This is a genomic window from Sphingomonas prati (assembly GCF_014643515.1).
GTDB lineage: Bacteria > Pseudomonadota > Alphaproteobacteria > Sphingomonadales > Sphingomonadaceae > Sphingomonas_R > Sphingomonas_R prati.
The window spans coordinates 25,524-39,982 of record NZ_BMJP01000001.1 but is presented as its reverse complement, the minus strand read 5'-3'; the positions used below and the strand labels follow the sequence as shown (position 1 = coordinate 39,982).

Here is a 14,459-nt window from a genome sequence, read left to right as displayed (position 1 = left end):
ACCGGCGTGCCCGTCACCCCGGGCCAGGAAGTCGAAGCCGTCCACGCGCTCGCCGACTGGTTCCTCGCAACCGGCGGCGCAGCATCCGGCCGCATGTCGAAGCACCACGCCCCGCTCCCCGACTGGGCAATCGGCACCCACCACCCGGCCCGCGCAAGCGAAGAACTCCGTCCCGGCCCCCACAAGCTCGGCACCGTCATCGCCCTCCCGTTCGGTCGCATCTCCGCCGCCACGCTGGCCGATATCCTATCCGACAAAGCGGTGGCCGCAATCCGCGTCACCCCCTGGCGGCTCCTGATCGTCGAAGGCCCCGTCGCAGACCACCATGCCCATGCGGACCCGCTCCGCGGCATAGACGCCTGCGTCGGCGCCCCCGCCTGCCCGCAGGCGACCGTTGCCACCCGCCCGCTCGCGCTCCGCCTCGCCCCACTCGTCAAAGGCAGCCTCCACGTCTCCGGCTGCGCCAAGGGGTGCGCCCGCGCCCGCGCCGCCGACACAGTTCTGACCGGTCGCGACGGCCGCTTCGATCTCGCCCGCAACGCCCGCGCCGGCGACGCCCCCATGCTCACCGACCTCACCCCAGACGCGCTCCTCGCCCGTTTCGAAAGCCCCCGCATGCCGCATGTCTACGAAACCGACGGGGCCGCGATCTACCGCCGCTCCTTCGCCATCATCCGGTCCGAGGCGGACCTCGCGCGCTTCTCCGCCGACGAAGAACCCGTCGCGGTCCGGATGATCCACGCCGCCGGCCTGGTCGAACTCGCCTCCCGCATCCGCTTCTCGCCCGGCTTCGCGGCCGCCGCCCGCGCAGCCCTGATCGCCGGCGCGCCGATCCTGTGCGACGCGCGGATGGTGAGCGAGGGCATCACCCGCGCCCGCTTGCCCGCCGACAATCCCGTCATCTGCACGCTCAACCTGCCCGACGTACCGGCTCTCGCCGCCGGCATGGGCACCACCCGCTCCGCCGCCGCGCTCGAACATTGGCGGCCGCATCTGGCCGGCGCGGTGGTCGCGATCGGCAACGCGCCGACCGCCTTGTTCCACCTGCTCGACATGCTCGCCGACCCCAGCTGCCCGCGCCCCGCCGCGATCATCGGCTGCCCGGTCGGCTTCGTCGGCGCGGTGGAATCGAAGGACGCGCTCTGGGCCGAACAGCCCGTCCCCTGCACGATCGTCCAGGGCCGCCCCGGCGGCAGCGCAATCACCGTCGCCGCGGTCAACGCGCTCGCCAGCCGCGCCGAATGACCGACACGTCTCCCCCTCTCGGCACCGTCCACGGCGTGGGCCTCGGCCCCGGTGCCGCGGACCTCATGAGCGTCCGCGCCGACCGCCTCGTCCGCGGCGCGCGCCACCTCGCCTTCTTCCGCAAGAAAGGCCGCTCGGGCCACGCCCGCCGCCTGGTCGAGGGCATGCTCCACGCCGATGTCCTCGAATACCCGATGGACTACCCCGTCACGACCGAGATCGCCGTCACCGATCCGGCCTATAACGAACGACTGAGCGCCTTCTACGCGGACTGCACCCGCCACATCGCGACGCTCGCGGCGGCGGGCGAGGATGTCGTCGTGCTGTGCGAGGGCGACCCGTTCTTTTACGGTTCGTTCATGCACCTCCACAGCCGGCTGAAGGGCCAGGTCCCGGTCGCGGTCGTGCCCGGCATCACCGGCATGTCCGGCGCCTGGACGGCCAGCGACCTGCCGATCAGCTGGGGCGACGACGTCCTGACCATCGCCACCGCAACCATGCCCGAAGAGGAACTGACTCGCCGCATCCGCGACACCGACGCGCTGGTCGTGATGAAGATCGGCCGCCACATGGCCAAACTCCGCCGCGCCGTCGCCACCGCCGGACGGACGGGCGAGGCCTGGCTCGTCGAACATGCCGCCATGCCCGAACAGCGTGTGCTGCGGCTGAAGGACGCCGGCGACACCGCCCCCTATTTCGCGATCCTGCTGATCCACGGCCAAGGCCGGCGGCCATGAATAGCGCGTCGGCGGCCATGACCGGCACGCTCTCCATCGCTGGCCTCGGCCCCGGCGATCCGAACCTGGTCACGCCCGAAGTCACCGCCGCACTCGCACAGGCGACCGACGTCATCGGCTACGTCCCCTATGTCGCACGCGTCGCGCCGCGCCCCGGCCTCACGCTCCACCCCTCCGACAACCGCGTCGAACGCGACCGCGCCGCGCACGCGCTCCGCCTCGCCAGCGAGGGCGCACACGTCGTCATCGTCTCGTCCGGCGACCCCGGCGTGTTCGCGATGGCGTCCGCGGTGTTCGAGGTGGTCGAGGCCGGCCCCGCGGAGTGGCGCTCGCTCGACATCCGCGTCCTGCCCGGCATCACCGCGATGCTTGCGGCCAGCGCGCGGGCCGGTGCCCCGCTCGGCCACGACTTCTGCACGATCAACCTGTCCGACAACCTGAAGCCCTGGCCGCTCATCGCCCGCCGCATCGCGCTGGCGGCGGAGGCGGACTTCGCAATCGCCTTCTACAACCCACGCTCGAACGCCCGCCCCGACACGCTCGATGCAGCCCTCGCGGTCCTGCGCGAAACCTACGCAGACGCCCGCCTTGTCCTGTTCGCCCGTGCTGTCTCGACCCCCGAAGAACAGCTCCGCATCGTCCCCCTGCCCGAAGCGCGCGGCGACATGGCCGACATGCGCACCGTCGTCATCGTCGGGTCCAGCCGCACCCGCATGATCGACCGCCCCGGGGCCGCGCCCTACCTCTACACCCCCCGGTCGGCCGCATGACCCAGCCAGTCCATCACCTCGCCAACGCTTTCCACCTCGACGCGCGGCGGCAGCCAAGGCCGGTCGATCATCACCACCGGCACACCCAGCGCCCGCGCCGCCGCCAGCTTGGCCGACGCGCCGTCCCCGCCGGCATTCTTGCACACCACCAGCTCGGTCCCGTGCGCCCGCATCAGCGCTGTATCGCCCGCCACCGTGAACGGCCCGCGATCCACCACCAGATCATACAACGGCAACGCGGGAGCCACCTCCGGCCGATCGACGAAGCGCAACAGATACTGATGCTGCGGCCGCGCCGCGAATGCATCGACATGCATCCGCCCCAGCGCCAGCATCACGCGCCGCCCCACCCCGTCCAGCGCCGCCACCGCCCCGGCAATATCGGCCACCCGCGTCCAGCGATCACCCGCGCCGGGCGCCCAGGCCGGCCGGGTCAGCGCAACCAGTGGCACACCGACCTCCGCACTGGCCGCAACCGCGTTCGCACTCATTCGCGCCGCGAACGGGTGCGTCGCATCGACCAGATGCGTCACCCCCTCAGCGCGCAGATAGTCCGCCAGCCCCGCGATCCCGCCATACCCGCCGACCCGCACCGCCACCGGCTGCGCCCGCGGATGCGCGGTGCGCCCGGCATAGCTCAACGTCGCGCGCAGCCCCGCCGCCGCGACCGCAGCGGCCAGCGCGCTCGCCTCGCTCGTCCCACCCAGAATCAGAATGTTCGACATGGTTGAGCGTCAAGACCCCTGGCTGACCATCGTCGGCATCGGCGAGGATGGACCCGCGGGCCTCTCCGAAGCAAGCCGCGCCGCACTGGCCAGGGCTGAACGCGTCGTCGGCGCGCCCCGCCACCTGGCGCTGTTGCCCGACCTGACCTGCCCGACCGAACCCTGGCCCGTCCCGTTCGAACAGGGCGTAGCCGCCCTCCTCGCCCGCCGCGGCGAGCGCGTGGTCATGCTCGCCTCGGGCGACCCCTTCTGGTTCGGCGCGGGCGGCACGCTCGCCCGCCACCTCGCGCCCGGCGAATGGATCGCGCACCCCGCCCCCTCCACCTTCGCCCACGCCGCCGCCCGGCTCGGCTGGCGGCTGGAGGACACCGCCTGCCTCGGCCTCCACGCCGCCCCCTTCACCCGCCTCCGCCCGCTGCTCGCCCCCGGCGTCCGCGCGATCGTCCTCGTCCGCGACGGTCCCGCCGCCGCCGCACTGGCCGGCTATGTCGCAGGCGAAGGCTTCGGTCCCTCGACAGTGACCGTGCTGGAATCCCTCGGCGGCCCCAACGAGCGCATCCGCCATGCCCAGGCGCAGAACTTCGCTTTCGAAGACATCGCCCACCCGGTCGCCATCGGCATCGCGATCGCCGGCGACGGCCCGGTCATGCCGCAAACATCAGGCCTCCAAGACGACTGGTTCGCCCACGACGGCCAACTCACCAAGCGCCCGGTCCGCGCGCTCACCCTCTCCGCGCTCGCCCCGCGCCCCGGCGAACTGCTCTGGGACGTCGGCGCCGGCTCCGGCTCGATCGCGATCGAATGGCTGCTCGCCCACCCCACAACGAGCGCGCTCGCCTTCGAACGCGACCCCGTCCGCGCCGCCCGTGCCCGCGCCAACGCCGCAAGGCTCGGCGTCGACCGCCTGACCTACGTCGAAGGGGCCGCCCCGATCATCCTCGCCGACCATCCGCCCCCCGCCGCAGTCTTCGTCGGCGGCGGCCTGTCGGAAACCCTGCTGACCACGCTGACCAACCTCCCCCATCCCACCCGCCTCGTCGCCAACGCCGTCACGCTCGAATCCGAAGCGCTGCTCGCCCGCTGGCACGCCACCAAGGGCGGCACCCTGCTCCGCATCGAACTGGCGGAAGCGACCCCGCTCGGCACCCGCCGCGGCTGGCGCGCCAGCTACCCGGTCGTCCAGTGGAGCGTCATCTTATGATCGTCGCCGGCTTCGGCTACCGCAGCGGCGCCACCCCGGCCTCGCTCCGCGCCGCGCTGGTGGCGTGCGGAACGACGCCCACCGCCCTCGCCGCCCCCGCAGACAAGCTCGCCACCCTCGCCCCGCTCGCGGTTGAACTCGGGCTCCCGCTAATCCCGATCTCCCCCGCCGTACTCACCGCCACCGAAACCCACACCCAATCCCCCGCCAGCCTCGCGGCACGCGACACCGGCAGCGTCGCGGAGGCCTCCGCGCTCGCCGCCGCCGGCCCCGGCGCACAACTCCTGATCCCGCGCCGCATCAGCCCCGATCGCATGGCCACCTGCGCCATTGCCCAAGGAACGACCGCATGACCGTCCACTTCATCGGCGCCGGCCCCGGCGCGCCAGACCTCCTGACCCTCCGCGGTCGCGACCTCATCGCCACCTCGCCCGTCTGCCTCTACGCCGGATCGCTCGTGCCCTCAGCACTGCTCGACCATTGCCCGCCCGGCGCGCGCATCGTGAACACCGCCCCGCTCTCGCTCGACGAGATCATGGCGGAGATCGCCGCCGCCCACGCCGCCGGCCACGACATCGCCCGGCTCCATTCCGGCGACCTGTCGATCTGGTCCGCGATGGGCGAGCAGCTCCGCCGGCTCCGCGCGCTCGGCATCCCGTTCGATATCACCCCGGGCGTCCCGGCCTTCGCCGCCGCCGCCGCCGCGCTAGAGGCAGAACTCACGCTCCCCGGCCTCGCCCAGTCGGTCGTCCTCACCCGCACCCCCGGCCGGGCCAGCGCCATGCCCCCCGCCGAAACGCTCACCGCATTCGCTGCGACCGGCGCGACACTCGCCATCCACCTCTCGATCCACCGGCTGGCCGACGTCGTGGCCGACCTCTCACCCCATTACGGCGCGGACTGCCCCGTCGCGATCGTCTGGCGCGCTAGCTGGCCGGAGCAACGCATCGTCCGCGGCACGCTCGCCACGATCGTCGCCGCCGCATTAGACGGCCCCGGCCGCACCGGCCTCATCCTCGTCGGCCGCGTGCTGGCGGCCGAGGATTTCGACGAGAGCAGCCTCTACGCGACCGGCTATGACCGCCGCTTCCGTCCGCAGACCGCGGACTCGCCCTTCGCGGGCCCATCGGACGACGCCGCATGACCACCCCCGGCCTCATGATCGCCGCCCCCGCCTCGGGCACCGGCAAGACCACCGTGATGCTCGGCCTGCTGCGCGCACTCCGCGATGCCGGCGTCGCGGTGCAACCGTACAAGAGCGGCCCCGACTATATCGACCCCGCCTTCCACCACGCCGCCAGCGGCCGCCTGTCCTACAATCTCGACAGCTGGTCGATGCCCGCACCGCTGCTCGACGGCCTCGCCACCCACGCCGCCGATGCAGACCTCGCGCTGGCCGAAGGATCGATGGGCCTGTTCGACGGCGTCGCCCGCCCCGGCGCCACCGGCAACGGCGCCAGTGCGGACATCGCCCGCCGCATGGCCTGGCCCGTCGTGCTGGTCATCGACGTGTCCGGCCAGGCGCAGTCCGCCGCCGCCACCGCACTCGGCTTCGCGCGCTATGACCCGAGCGTCCGGATCGCCGGCGTCATCCTCAACGGCGTCGCCAGCCCGCGGCACGACCGGCTCGCCCGCGCCGGCATGGACGCGGTCGGCCTCCCCGTGTTCGGGTCGCTCCCGCGCCGCGCCGACCTGAGCCTGCCCGAACGCCATCTCGGCCTCGTCCAGGCGCTCGAACATCCCGACCTCGAAGCCAAGATCGCCGCCTACGCCGACTTCCTGCGCGACCACGTCGACCTCGCCGCGATCCAGGCCGCCGCCGCTGCGACCGACGCCCCACCCACCGCGCCCCACAACATCGTCCCCCCGGCACAGCGCATCGCCCTCGCCCGCGACGCCGCCTTCTCCTTCACCTACCCGCACCTCCTAGACGGCTGGCGCGCGGCGGGGGCGGAGATCCTGCCCTTCTCCCCGCTCGCCGACGAAGCACCCGACCCCAGCGCCGACCTCGTCTGGCTGCCCGGCGGCTATCCCGAACTCCACGCCGGCCGGCTCGCCGCGGCGGACCGGTTCCGCGCCGCCCTCACCGCCCATGCCGCCGCCGGCCGCCCGGTCCACGGCGAATGCGGCGGCTACATGGCACTCGGCGCCGCGCTTACCGACAAGGATGGAACGCAGCACCGCATGATGGAACTCCTGGGCTTGGTCACCAGCTATGCGCAGCGCCGCATGCACCTCGGCTACCGCCGCGCGACACTCCTCGCCCCGGTCGGATCGCTCGCCACAGGCACGCACCTCGCCGGCCACGAATTCCACTATTCGACGATCCTCGATCAACCCGATGCCCCGCTGGCGGAGGTCACCGATGCGGAGGACACCATCCTTGCTGACACCGGATCCTGGCGCGGCTCCGTGTCGGGCACCTTCTTCCATCTGATCGCCAGCGGCCGATGACCGGCTTCGTTTCGTTCGTCGGCTCCGGCCCCGGCGACCCAGAACTGCTCACGCTGAAGGCGGTCGACCGGCTCGCCCGCGCCGACGTCGTGCTGTTCGACGATCTGTCCGCCGGCCCGGTCCTGACCCACGTCCGCCCCGGCGCGGCCCTAGTCGCGGTCGGCAAGCGCGCCGGCCGCCCTTCGCCGACACAACACACCGTCTCGACCCTGCTCGTCGAACACGCGCTCACCGGCGGCCGCGTCGTGCGTCTCAAATCGGGCGACGCCGGCATGTTCGGCCGGCTGGAGGAGGAGATCCTCGCTCTCCGCGCCGCCGACATCGCGTTCGAGGTGATCCCCGGCATCAGCGCCGCCTTCGCCGCCGCCGCTGCTGCCGCCATCCCGCTCACCCGCCGGCTGAGCGCCCGCCGCGTCCAGTTCCTGACCGGCCACGATGTCACCGGCACGCTGCCCGAGGCACGCAACATGGCCGCACTCGCCGATCCCGCCGCCACCACCGTCGTGTTCATGCCGAAACGCACCTTCCCCGCGCTCGCGGCCGATCTCCTCGCGCACGGCCTGCCGCCCGAAACCCCCGCGCTGCTCGCCGAAAATATTGGCCACCCGGACCAGCGGCTGACCCACGGCACCGTCGCCACGATCGCTGCCAGCCTCGCCGCCGGTTTCTCGGACGCCCCCGCGCTGATCCTTTACGGCCCGCTGATGGACGCGCCATGATCGACCTGCACCTCATCGGCATCGGCACTGGCAACCCCGACCACCTGACCCGCGCGGCCGAGGCGGCGATGCGCGCTGCCGACCTCATCCTCCTCCCCCGCAAACGCGCCGATACCGCCGATCTCTACAACCTCCGCCGCGCGCTCTGCGACGCGGTCCTCACCCCCAACACCCGCGTCGTCGCCTTCGACCTCCCCGTGCGCGACGCCGCCGCGGGCTACCTGACCGGCGTCCGCGCCTGGCACGCCGCGATCGCCGACGCCTGGGCCACGCAGATCGCCACACACTTGCCCGGGGGGGGCCGGCTAGCCCTTCTCGTCTGGGGCGACCCCTCGCTCTACGACAGCACGCTCCGCATCGCCGCGCGGTTGCGGGCCGGCGGCTTGGAACTGCGCGTCACCGTCGTACCCGGCATCACCAGCCTCCAGGCGCTAACCGCCGCACACGCCATTCCGTTGAACGACCTAGGCGCGCCCGTCCTGATCACCACCGGACGGCAACTGGCAACGCGCGGCTGGCCCACCGACGCCACCACGGTCGCCGTCATGCTCGACGGCGAAGGCGCCTTCGCCAAGCTCGATCCGACGGACACGCAGATCTGGTGGAGCGCCTATCTCGGCATGCCGCAACAGGCGCTGCTCGCCGGCCCGCTCGCCGAAACCGGCCCGGCGATCCTCGCCCGCCGCTCAGAATTGCGCGCAGACCATGGCTGGATCATGGACTGCTACCTCCTCCGCCGCACCCCCGCATGACGCAGGCACCCATCTTCGACACCCACTTCGCCGAACGGTTCGACCAACTGCTCGACTGGCGCCGCGACGTCCGCCACTTCCGCACCGACCCGCTGCCCCCCCGCACACTCGACACGCTTCTCCACGCAGCCTCCCGCGCCCCCTCGGTCGGCAACTCCCAACCCTGGCGCTTCGTCCGCCTCCGCACTCCGCAACTCCGCGATACTCTCGCCGCCCACGTCGACGATGCAAACCAGGCCGCCGCCGCCGCAATCACCGACCCGGACCGCCGCGCGCACTACGCCAAGCTCAAACTCCACGGCCTGCGCGAGGCCCCCGACCTGCTCGCCGTCTTTTCGGACGAAACCCCCGCCGCCGGCCACGGCCTCGGCCGCGCGACGATGGCCGAAACGCTGCGCTACTCCACCGTCATGGCGATCCACACGCTCTGGCTGGCGGCGCGCATCCGCGGCATCGGCGTCGGCTGGGTCTCGATCCTCGATCCCGCCGCGGTCACCGCGATGATCGACGTGCCCGCAGACTGGACGCTCGTCGCCCTCCTCTGCATCGGCTACCCGGCCGAGCCATCGGACATCCCCGAACTCGAACGCCGCGACTGGCAGGCGCGCGAATCCCTGGCCGATCGCATCCTCGACCGCTGAACGGCCTCAACCCTCCCGCAGCCCCTGCAACCGCCACCGCCCGTTGGACGACAGCACAGTCTGCGACAACGGTCCCACATCGATCGCCATCGCCGCCGCCGCGGGCAGCCCGATCGAATGGACGAGCACCGCTCGCACCACCATGGCGTGCGTCACCGCCAGCACCGTACCGTCAGCGTCACACAACCCGTCCAGCCAGGGCGCGACCCGCGCCACCACATCGGCCAACGTCTCACCCCCCGGCGCACCCGCCTCCGGCGCGGCGAGCCACCGCATCAACCCGGCCGGCTCGATCTCCGCAAAACCCTTCCCCCGCCAATCCCCATGATCGATGTCGGCCAGCGCAGGCTCGACCACCGCATCCAGCCCGATCAGCTCCGCCGTCTCGACCGCCGCCCGCCCCGGGCTCACGAAACACCGCGACGGCACCGGCCCATCGATCACCACCGCCCCCGCCTTCGCCCGTCCGCCGTCGTCCAGCGGCTCGTCCGGATCGGCAAAGCCCCCCACCCGCGCCGACGCGGTGCCACCGGCACACAGCAGGATGAGACGGACGGACATGCAACCCTTCCCCTACGGTTGACGCGCAACCAGGCAAGCCCCAAGGTAACCACATCGGAGCCGGGCGGGAAGCCGGTCCAATTCCGGCGCGGTCGCGCCACTGTGATCGACGGGCCTCCCGTCGAAAGCCAGACCCCGCCCGGCACCACCACCCCCGCACCGGGCGCGTCATCCCGGCAGGAGCACGACATCATGGCCAGCAAGACTGCTGTCTTCGACGACACTCGCCCGATCGGCACCATCCCCGCGATCCCGCTGGCCGACATCGCCCCCTGGGCCGTGTTCGCTTCCGTCGTGGCGCTGATCCTGCTCTACCTCGTCAGCACCGAACAGGGCGCGTTCGCGCTGTTCCAGGGCACGTACGTCCACGAATTCGTGCATGACGGCCGCCACCTGCTCGGCTTCCCCTGCCACTGACGCCCACGATCATGACCAGACATCTGCTCTGGCGGGGGATGCTCGCCGGCCTGATCGGTGCATTCGTCGCCGCCACCTTCGCGCTGCTGTTCGCCGAACCGCGGATCGACGCCGCCATCGCGCTGGAGGCCGCGCACGCGATGCCCGGCATGGCCGAACCCGAACTCGTCAGCCGCGCGACGCAGAAGGGGTTCGGCCTCTACACCGCGATGATGCTCTACGGCACCGCACTCGGCGGGCTGCTCGCGATCCTGTTTGCCGCGCTCCACGGCCGGGTCGGGCGCACCAGCCCGCGCGGTCTGGCGCTCATGCTAGGCCTCGTCGCGTTCCTCGTCATCGTGCTCGTGCCCGCGATCAAGTACCCGCCCACCCCGCCCGCGGTCGGCCTGCATGAAACCGTCCGGATGCGGACCGGCGCCTTCTTCGCGATGCTCACGTTGTCGGTCGCCGCGGCCACCGCCGCGTTCATGGCATACCGCCGCATCGCGACGCAGCAGCCGCTCGATCGCCTGCTGATCGCCATCGGCCTCTACATCGCCGTCGTTGCACTCCTCCAACTCCTGCTCCCGAAGATCGACGAGGTCCCGGCCGATTTCCCCGCCACGCTCCTTTGGCAGTTCCGCCTCGCGTCGATCGGGACGCAGGGCGTCTTCTGGCTCGTCACCGCCGACTTGTTCGGGCGCCTGGTCGAACCCCGTCTGTCGGCAACGACGCTCCGTTCGTGGCAGGTCGCATCATGAAGATCGTCCCCGCCGCCGACGGTCCCGCCATCGTCGCCTGCAACACCTGCCGCTACACCGCCAACACGCGCGACAACCAAGACGGCCAGCGCGGCGGCGCGCAGCTGGTCGCCGCATTGCGCGAGGTCCAAGCCGAGGACCCGACGTTCGCCGGCGTCGCGGTGCAGGAAATGCCCTGCCTGTTCGCCTGCGCGGACTTTTGCACCATTCACCTGCGCGCGCCCGGCAAGGTCGGCTACGTCCTCGGCCGGTTCGCCCCCGACGCGGACGCCGCCCGCGCGATCCTCGACTATGCGATCCTCTACGCCACGAGCGAAACGGGGCAGGTCCCGTTCAAGCAATGGCCCGCCGGGGTAAAGGGTCACTTCATCACCCGCACCCCACCCGCCGGCGCCCTGGTCGAGTAGGTCACCGGGCAAAGCTCAGTCGTTGCGCGCGATCCGGTACGGCCCCGCCCGCACGGCCATCTGCCGGCCTTTCCAGCTCAACCGAACCGTCCCCGCGTCCACAAGCGCATCGACAGCCGCGTGCACCACCGGCATGAACTCGCGCCAGTCCCCCGCCGCGTCCGGCGCTACCGTCTTGGCCAGATTGCGCGCGACCTCACTCGGGCAGATCGTCGCACCCGGCGCGCGGGCAGCCAGCAGCTTCAGCGTCGCCCCTCGTACATCCATCGCCACGGCTCCGTCCCCATCGTTTCGCGAAGCACTGCAACGCTAGGCTGTCTGCAGCGTCCGCGTGCCAGCCGGTATGACAAACGATGCCCCCGACCGAACGATGCTATCCCGGTTTGACCTGTCGTGCGTCATCCGCATGTCGACGCGCAGCTCGGACCGATCGATCTCGATCCGCACCCACCCGCTGTGCTGTACCTCGTGAAAACGAACATGCGGATTATTACGCCCGACATCGCCGAACCGTCCGGCCGGCGGCGGTGCGGCAGCGATCGCCGACGTCACGATTTCGCTCCCGACCGCCGCGTTATCGACACCCGTCAGGTCGTTGGCCCAGAACGAATGGACATCACCGCTGAGCACCACTGGGCTCACGACCGCGGGCTGCTGCATGTCCTGCAACAACCGGGTTCGGTTCGCGGCATAGCCGTCCCATTGATCGCTGAACGTCGCCTTCCGCGCACCATCCAGCCAGAGCGGCGCGAAAAACACCTGCTGCGCGATCATCGTCCACGGCCGCTGCTCACGCGTCAGCCGATTGGATAGCCAACGCTCTTGCGCCGCCCCCATGATCGTCCGCGCCGGCAGCGCCGCCCCCACACAACCGTCGATGCGGATGTTGCGTGCCACGTCCGGCGCGGCGCAAGGCGGTGTGCTCCGATATTGCCGCGTGTCGAGGACCGACAGCGATGCCAGATCGCCCCAGTCCGCCGCACGATACAACCTCGGCTCCCGCCGGCCACGCCACAAGCTCGGCCGGATCGGCATATGTTCGAAATACGCCTGATACGCCGCCGCCCGGCGCAACCCGAACACCGCGGGCGGCAGACCCTCGCGGTTGGCGAGGCTGGCATAGTCGTTCAGGACCTCGTGATCGTCCCAGGTGACGATCCACGGACAGGCCCGGTGCGCCGCCTGAAGGTCCGAGTCCGTCTTGTACAGCGCGTGGCGCCGTCGGTACCCGTCCAGGTCGCGCGGTTCGGCCGATCCGAACGCCCGGACGCGCGGCAGGTCCGGGTAGCTTTGCTCGTATATATAGTCGCCCAGCTGGACGATCAGGTCCGGGTCGGCCGCAACGATGTCGCGATACGCGCCGAACCACGCCTGTTCCCAGTGTTGGCACGACGTGACCGCCAGCCGCAACCGGTCGGCAACCTTCGGCGCGGTCACCGCCCGCCCGGTCGGACTGGTCGCGCCGAGCGCATGAAAACGATACCAGTAAGGCCGCCCTGCAGGCAGATCGGCGATCTCGACATGCACGGCATGCGCACGTTCCGGATGCGCTCCACCCCGTCCTCGCCGCACGATCGTCCGGAACTGCGGATCAGTGGCGATCTCGTACTGGACGACAACGGCCGCCGCGGCCAATCGCTCGGCACGCGGGCCGACCAGCCGCGTCCACAGCACGAAACCATCTGTCGTGGGATCGCCGCTCGCCACGCCGAGGGCGAACGGATCGGCGTCGGCACGCGCAAAGGCGTCGACCGCAACAAGCGGTGCCGCCGCCAACGCCGCCATCGCTTTCAGCAGCGCGCGGCGATGCCAGGGTTCCTCGAAGATCATCGCGCCCCCGCTATGACAACCGCGTGACGGATTGGTGACGAAACCGCCGTCGTCTGGCCGTAGCGCCACCGCGACATGAACGACGCGGGCGCCTTCAGGCCCGATGGCAGCACGCCGCGTAGCCCCCCTGACGGACCACAACGCGTCAGGGAAAGGATGACGCCGCTCCCCGAAGGTCGTACCGGGGGCGGCATGAAGAATACGCCGACCACGCCAGACGCCGCTGACCGACCGGTGCGCTGGGTCGAGCGGTTTCCTGTGGCACGCGACCGTCCGATACTCGGGGGGGTCGCGACCGTCGCCATCGTTGCCGCGGCGTGGGCGCTCCGCATTGTTGCGGACCCGCTGCTTCCGCCCGGTTTTCCCTATGTCACCTTCTTCCCGGCGGTGATCGTCACGTCGTTCGTCTTCGGCGTACGGTTGGGCGCGGTGTCCGCGATCATCTGCGGGTTGCTGGCCTGGTTTTTCTTCATTCCGCCGATCCACGCGTTCATCATTACGCAACAGGCGGGGATCGCGCTCGCTTTCTACGTCTTCGTCGTCGCGACCGATCTCTCACTCGTCCATTGGATGCAGACCGCCAACCGCCAGCTCGCGCGCGAACGTGAGACGAACCGCGCGCTGGCCGACACGCGTGAGCTTCTGTTCCGCGAATTGCAGCACCGCGTCTCGAACAACCTGCAGGTCGCGGCCGCCCTCCTGTCGATGCAGAAACGCCAGCTCGCCGATCCCGGCGCGAAGGCGGCGCTGAACGAGGCGAGCGCCCGGCTCGCGCTGATTGGGCGGATCAGCCGGCAACTCTACGATCCGTCGGGCGCCGCGCAGCCGGTCGTCCCCTTCCTGGCCGAACTCTGCCGTGACGTAGTCGAGGCGAGCGGCCGCAGCGACATCGCGCTCGACGTGGCCGGCGACGTCGATCTGCGCCTGCAACCCGACGCCGCCGTGCCAACCGCGCTGATCGTTGCGGAGGCGGTCGCCAACGCGGTCGAGCACGGCTTTGCCGCCGAACGCGCCGGTCGGATCGAGATCATGGTCGGCCGCGGTCCGGACGGCAGTCTTACGATACTTGTCCAGGACGACGGCCACGGCCTGCCCGCCGACTTCCGGGCGGACAACACGACCAGCCTCGGCCTCCAGATCGCCACGACTCTGGCGCGCGGACAATCGGGCAGTTTCCGGCTGCACTCCGACACGGGTACGACTGCCACCCTCTCCCTCCCCGCGCATCTCCTCGCCACCGAGGACTGACGCAACACGCAC

The 14,459-nt window shown here is 71.2% G+C and carries 18 protein-coding genes; 14 read left to right on the top strand and 4 right to left on the bottom strand.

Annotated elements, in window-relative coordinates; translation table 11 throughout:
- Positions 1-615 precede the first annotated feature (615 nt).
- The 3 genes from IEX50_RS00195 to cobJ are packed head-to-tail and all read left to right on the top strand — an operon-like array spanning position 616 to position 2,752.
- Positions 616-1,245 (top strand): precorrin-8X methylmutase, encoded by a 630-nt coding sequence (locus IEX50_RS00195; RefSeq protein ID WP_157177655.1) that lies wholly within the window; start codon positions 616-618, stop codon positions 1,243-1,245.
- Positions 1,242-1,982 carry a precorrin-2 C(20)-methyltransferase gene (gene cobI, locus IEX50_RS00190; RefSeq protein ID WP_157177463.1) on the top strand — a complete coding sequence of 247 codons (741 nt, stop codon included), beginning with the start codon at positions 1,242-1,244 and terminating at the stop codon, positions 1,980-1,982. The genes IEX50_RS00195 and cobI overlap by 4 nt, the downstream gene beginning before the upstream one ends.
- A 17-nt stretch (positions 1,983-1,999) precedes the next feature.
- The gene (gene cobJ, locus IEX50_RS00185) at positions 2,000-2,752 is read left to right on the top strand and encodes a precorrin-3B C(17)-methyltransferase (RefSeq protein ID WP_157177653.1); all 753 of its coding nucleotides are present in this window, start codon (positions 2,000-2,002) and stop codon (positions 2,750-2,752) included.
- Here cobJ and IEX50_RS00180 read toward each other — a convergent pair.
- Positions 2,728-3,477, bottom strand: coding sequence for a cobalt-precorrin-6A reductase (locus IEX50_RS00180; RefSeq protein ID WP_157177462.1), 750 nt, complete (start codon positions 3,475-3,477; stop codon positions 2,728-2,730). The genes cobJ and IEX50_RS00180 overlap by 25 nt on opposite strands.
- Between IEX50_RS00180 and cbiE the strand changes: the two genes are divergently transcribed.
- From cbiE to bluB, 7 genes are read left to right on the top strand one after another with little or no spacing between them, the layout of a single operon-like run.
- Positions 3,476-4,678 carry a precorrin-6y C5,15-methyltransferase (decarboxylating) subunit CbiE gene (cbiE, locus tag IEX50_RS00175; RefSeq protein ID WP_157177461.1) on the top strand — a complete coding sequence of 401 codons (1,203 nt, stop codon included), beginning with the start codon at positions 3,476-3,478 and terminating at the stop codon, positions 4,676-4,678. The genes IEX50_RS00180 and cbiE overlap by 2 nt on opposite strands.
- A complete protein-coding gene (locus tag IEX50_RS00170) occupies positions 4,675-5,031 on the top strand; it encodes a cobalamin biosynthesis protein (protein WP_157177654.1) in 357 nt (118 codons plus the stop codon). Before cbiE ends, IEX50_RS00170 begins: the two co-directional genes overlap by 4 nt.
- Positions 5,028-5,822, top strand: a complete 795-nt coding sequence (gene cobM, locus IEX50_RS00165) for a precorrin-4 C(11)-methyltransferase (protein ID WP_157177460.1) — start codon at positions 5,028-5,030, stop codon at positions 5,820-5,822. Before IEX50_RS00170 ends, cobM begins: the two co-directional genes overlap by 4 nt.
- On the top strand, positions 5,819-7,132 hold the full coding sequence (locus tag IEX50_RS00160; RefSeq protein WP_157177459.1) for a cobyrinic acid a,c-diamide synthase CobB: 1,314 nt from the start codon (positions 5,819-5,821) through the stop codon (positions 7,130-7,132). The genes cobM and IEX50_RS00160 overlap by 4 nt, the downstream gene beginning before the upstream one ends.
- Entirely contained in the window at positions 7,129-7,851 is a 723-nt protein-coding gene (cobA, locus tag IEX50_RS00155; protein ID WP_157177458.1) for a uroporphyrinogen-III C-methyltransferase, read from the top strand. Before IEX50_RS00160 ends, cobA begins: the two co-directional genes overlap by 4 nt.
- Positions 7,848-8,603 (top strand): precorrin-6A synthase (deacetylating), encoded by a 756-nt coding sequence (gene cobF, locus IEX50_RS00150; protein WP_157177457.1) that lies wholly within the window; start codon positions 7,848-7,850, stop codon positions 8,601-8,603. The genes cobA and cobF overlap by 4 nt, the downstream gene beginning before the upstream one ends.
- Positions 8,600-9,244, top strand: coding sequence for a 5,6-dimethylbenzimidazole synthase (bluB, locus tag IEX50_RS00145; RefSeq protein ID WP_157177456.1), 645 nt, complete (start codon positions 8,600-8,602; stop codon positions 9,242-9,244). Before cobF ends, bluB begins: the two co-directional genes overlap by 4 nt.
- Positions 9,245-9,250: 6 nt before the next feature.
- Here bluB and IEX50_RS00140 read toward each other — a convergent pair whose 3' ends face one another.
- Positions 9,251-9,805 (bottom strand): histidine phosphatase family protein, encoded by a 555-nt coding sequence (locus IEX50_RS00140; RefSeq protein ID WP_157177455.1) that lies wholly within the window; start codon positions 9,803-9,805, stop codon positions 9,251-9,253.
- A 102-nt stretch (positions 9,806-9,907) separates the two neighbouring features.
- Here IEX50_RS00140 and IEX50_RS00135 point away from each other — a divergent pair, with 102 nt between their 5' ends.
- Genes IEX50_RS00135 through IEX50_RS00125 form a run of 3 tightly spaced genes read left to right on the top strand, consistent with a single transcriptional unit; the run spans position 9,908 to position 11,369 of the window.
- Positions 9,908-10,222, top strand: coding sequence for a CbtB domain-containing protein (locus IEX50_RS00135; RefSeq protein WP_229673536.1), 315 nt, complete (start codon positions 9,908-9,910; stop codon positions 10,220-10,222).
- Between the two features lie 11 nt (positions 10,223-10,233).
- Positions 10,234-10,962: a CbtA family protein gene (locus IEX50_RS00130; RefSeq protein ID WP_157177453.1), complete on the top strand. Its 729-nt coding sequence runs from the start codon at positions 10,234-10,236 to the stop codon at positions 10,960-10,962.
- Positions 10,959-11,369: a DUF1636 domain-containing protein gene (locus tag IEX50_RS00125; protein WP_157177452.1), complete on the top strand. Its 411-nt coding sequence runs from the start codon at positions 10,959-10,961 to the stop codon at positions 11,367-11,369. The genes IEX50_RS00130 and IEX50_RS00125 overlap by 4 nt, the downstream gene beginning before the upstream one ends.
- A gap of 15 nt (positions 11,370-11,384) precedes the next feature.
- Here the strand turns inward: IEX50_RS00125 and IEX50_RS00120 are convergent, their stop codons facing one another.
- Positions 11,385-11,636, bottom strand: coding sequence for a DUF3253 domain-containing protein (locus IEX50_RS00120; RefSeq protein ID WP_157177451.1), 252 nt, complete (start codon positions 11,634-11,636; stop codon positions 11,385-11,387).
- A gap of 42 nt (positions 11,637-11,678) precedes the next feature.
- The gene (locus IEX50_RS00115; protein WP_157177450.1) at positions 11,679-13,199 is read right to left on the bottom strand and encodes an alkaline phosphatase D family protein; all 1,521 of its coding nucleotides are present in this window, start codon (positions 13,197-13,199) and stop codon (positions 11,679-11,681) included.
- Positions 13,200-13,391: 192 nt separating this feature from the next.
- Here IEX50_RS00115 and IEX50_RS00110 point away from each other — a divergent pair, with 192 nt between their 5' ends.
- Complete coding sequence (locus IEX50_RS00110; protein ID WP_157177449.1) at positions 13,392-14,447, top strand: sensor histidine kinase; 1,056 nt, start codon at positions 13,392-13,394, stop codon at positions 14,445-14,447.
- Positions 14,448-14,459: the final 12 nt, after the last annotated feature.

Bases quoted from the DNA above. Each gene is read 5' to 3' on its own strand.
- IEX50_RS00195 (WP_157177655.1), top strand. From the start codon at position 616: ATGCCGCATGTCTACGAAACCGACGGGGCCGCGATCTACCGCCGCTCC.
- cobI (WP_157177463.1), top strand. From the start codon at position 1,242: ATGACCGACACGTCTCCCCCTCTCGGCACCGTCCACGGCGTGGGCCTC.
- cobJ (WP_157177653.1), top strand. From the start codon at position 2,000: ATGACCGGCACGCTCTCCATCGCTGGCCTCGGCCCCGGCGATCCGAAC.
- cbiE (WP_157177461.1), top strand. From the start codon at position 3,476: ATGGTTGAGCGTCAAGACCCCTGGCTGACCATCGTCGGCATCGGCGAG.
- IEX50_RS00180 (WP_157177462.1), bottom strand. From the start codon at position 3,477: ATGTCGAACATTCTGATTCTGGGTGGGACGAGCGAGGCGAGCGCGCTG.
- IEX50_RS00170 (WP_157177654.1), top strand. From the start codon at position 4,675: ATGATCGTCGCCGGCTTCGGCTACCGCAGCGGCGCCACCCCGGCCTCG.
- cobM (WP_157177460.1), top strand. From the start codon at position 5,028: ATGACCGTCCACTTCATCGGCGCCGGCCCCGGCGCGCCAGACCTCCTG.
- IEX50_RS00160 (WP_157177459.1), top strand. From the start codon at position 5,819: ATGACCACCCCCGGCCTCATGATCGCCGCCCCCGCCTCGGGCACCGGC.
- cobA (WP_157177458.1), top strand. From the start codon at position 7,129: ATGACCGGCTTCGTTTCGTTCGTCGGCTCCGGCCCCGGCGACCCAGAA.
- cobF (WP_157177457.1), top strand. From the start codon at position 7,848: ATGATCGACCTGCACCTCATCGGCATCGGCACTGGCAACCCCGACCAC.
- bluB (WP_157177456.1), top strand. From the start codon at position 8,600: ATGACGCAGGCACCCATCTTCGACACCCACTTCGCCGAACGGTTCGAC.
- IEX50_RS00140 (WP_157177455.1), bottom strand. From the start codon at position 9,805: ATGTCCGTCCGTCTCATCCTGCTGTGTGCCGGTGGCACCGCGTCGGCG.
- IEX50_RS00130 (WP_157177453.1), top strand. From the start codon at position 10,234: ATGACCAGACATCTGCTCTGGCGGGGGATGCTCGCCGGCCTGATCGGT.
- IEX50_RS00125 (WP_157177452.1), top strand. From the start codon at position 10,959: ATGAAGATCGTCCCCGCCGCCGACGGTCCCGCCATCGTCGCCTGCAAC.
- IEX50_RS00120 (WP_157177451.1), bottom strand. From the start codon at position 11,636: ATGGATGTACGAGGGGCGACGCTGAAGCTGCTGGCTGCCCGCGCGCCG.
- IEX50_RS00115 (WP_157177450.1), bottom strand. From the start codon at position 13,199: ATGATCTTCGAGGAACCCTGGCATCGCCGCGCGCTGCTGAAAGCGATG.
- IEX50_RS00110 (WP_157177449.1), top strand. From the start codon at position 13,392: ATGAAGAATACGCCGACCACGCCAGACGCCGCTGACCGACCGGTGCGC.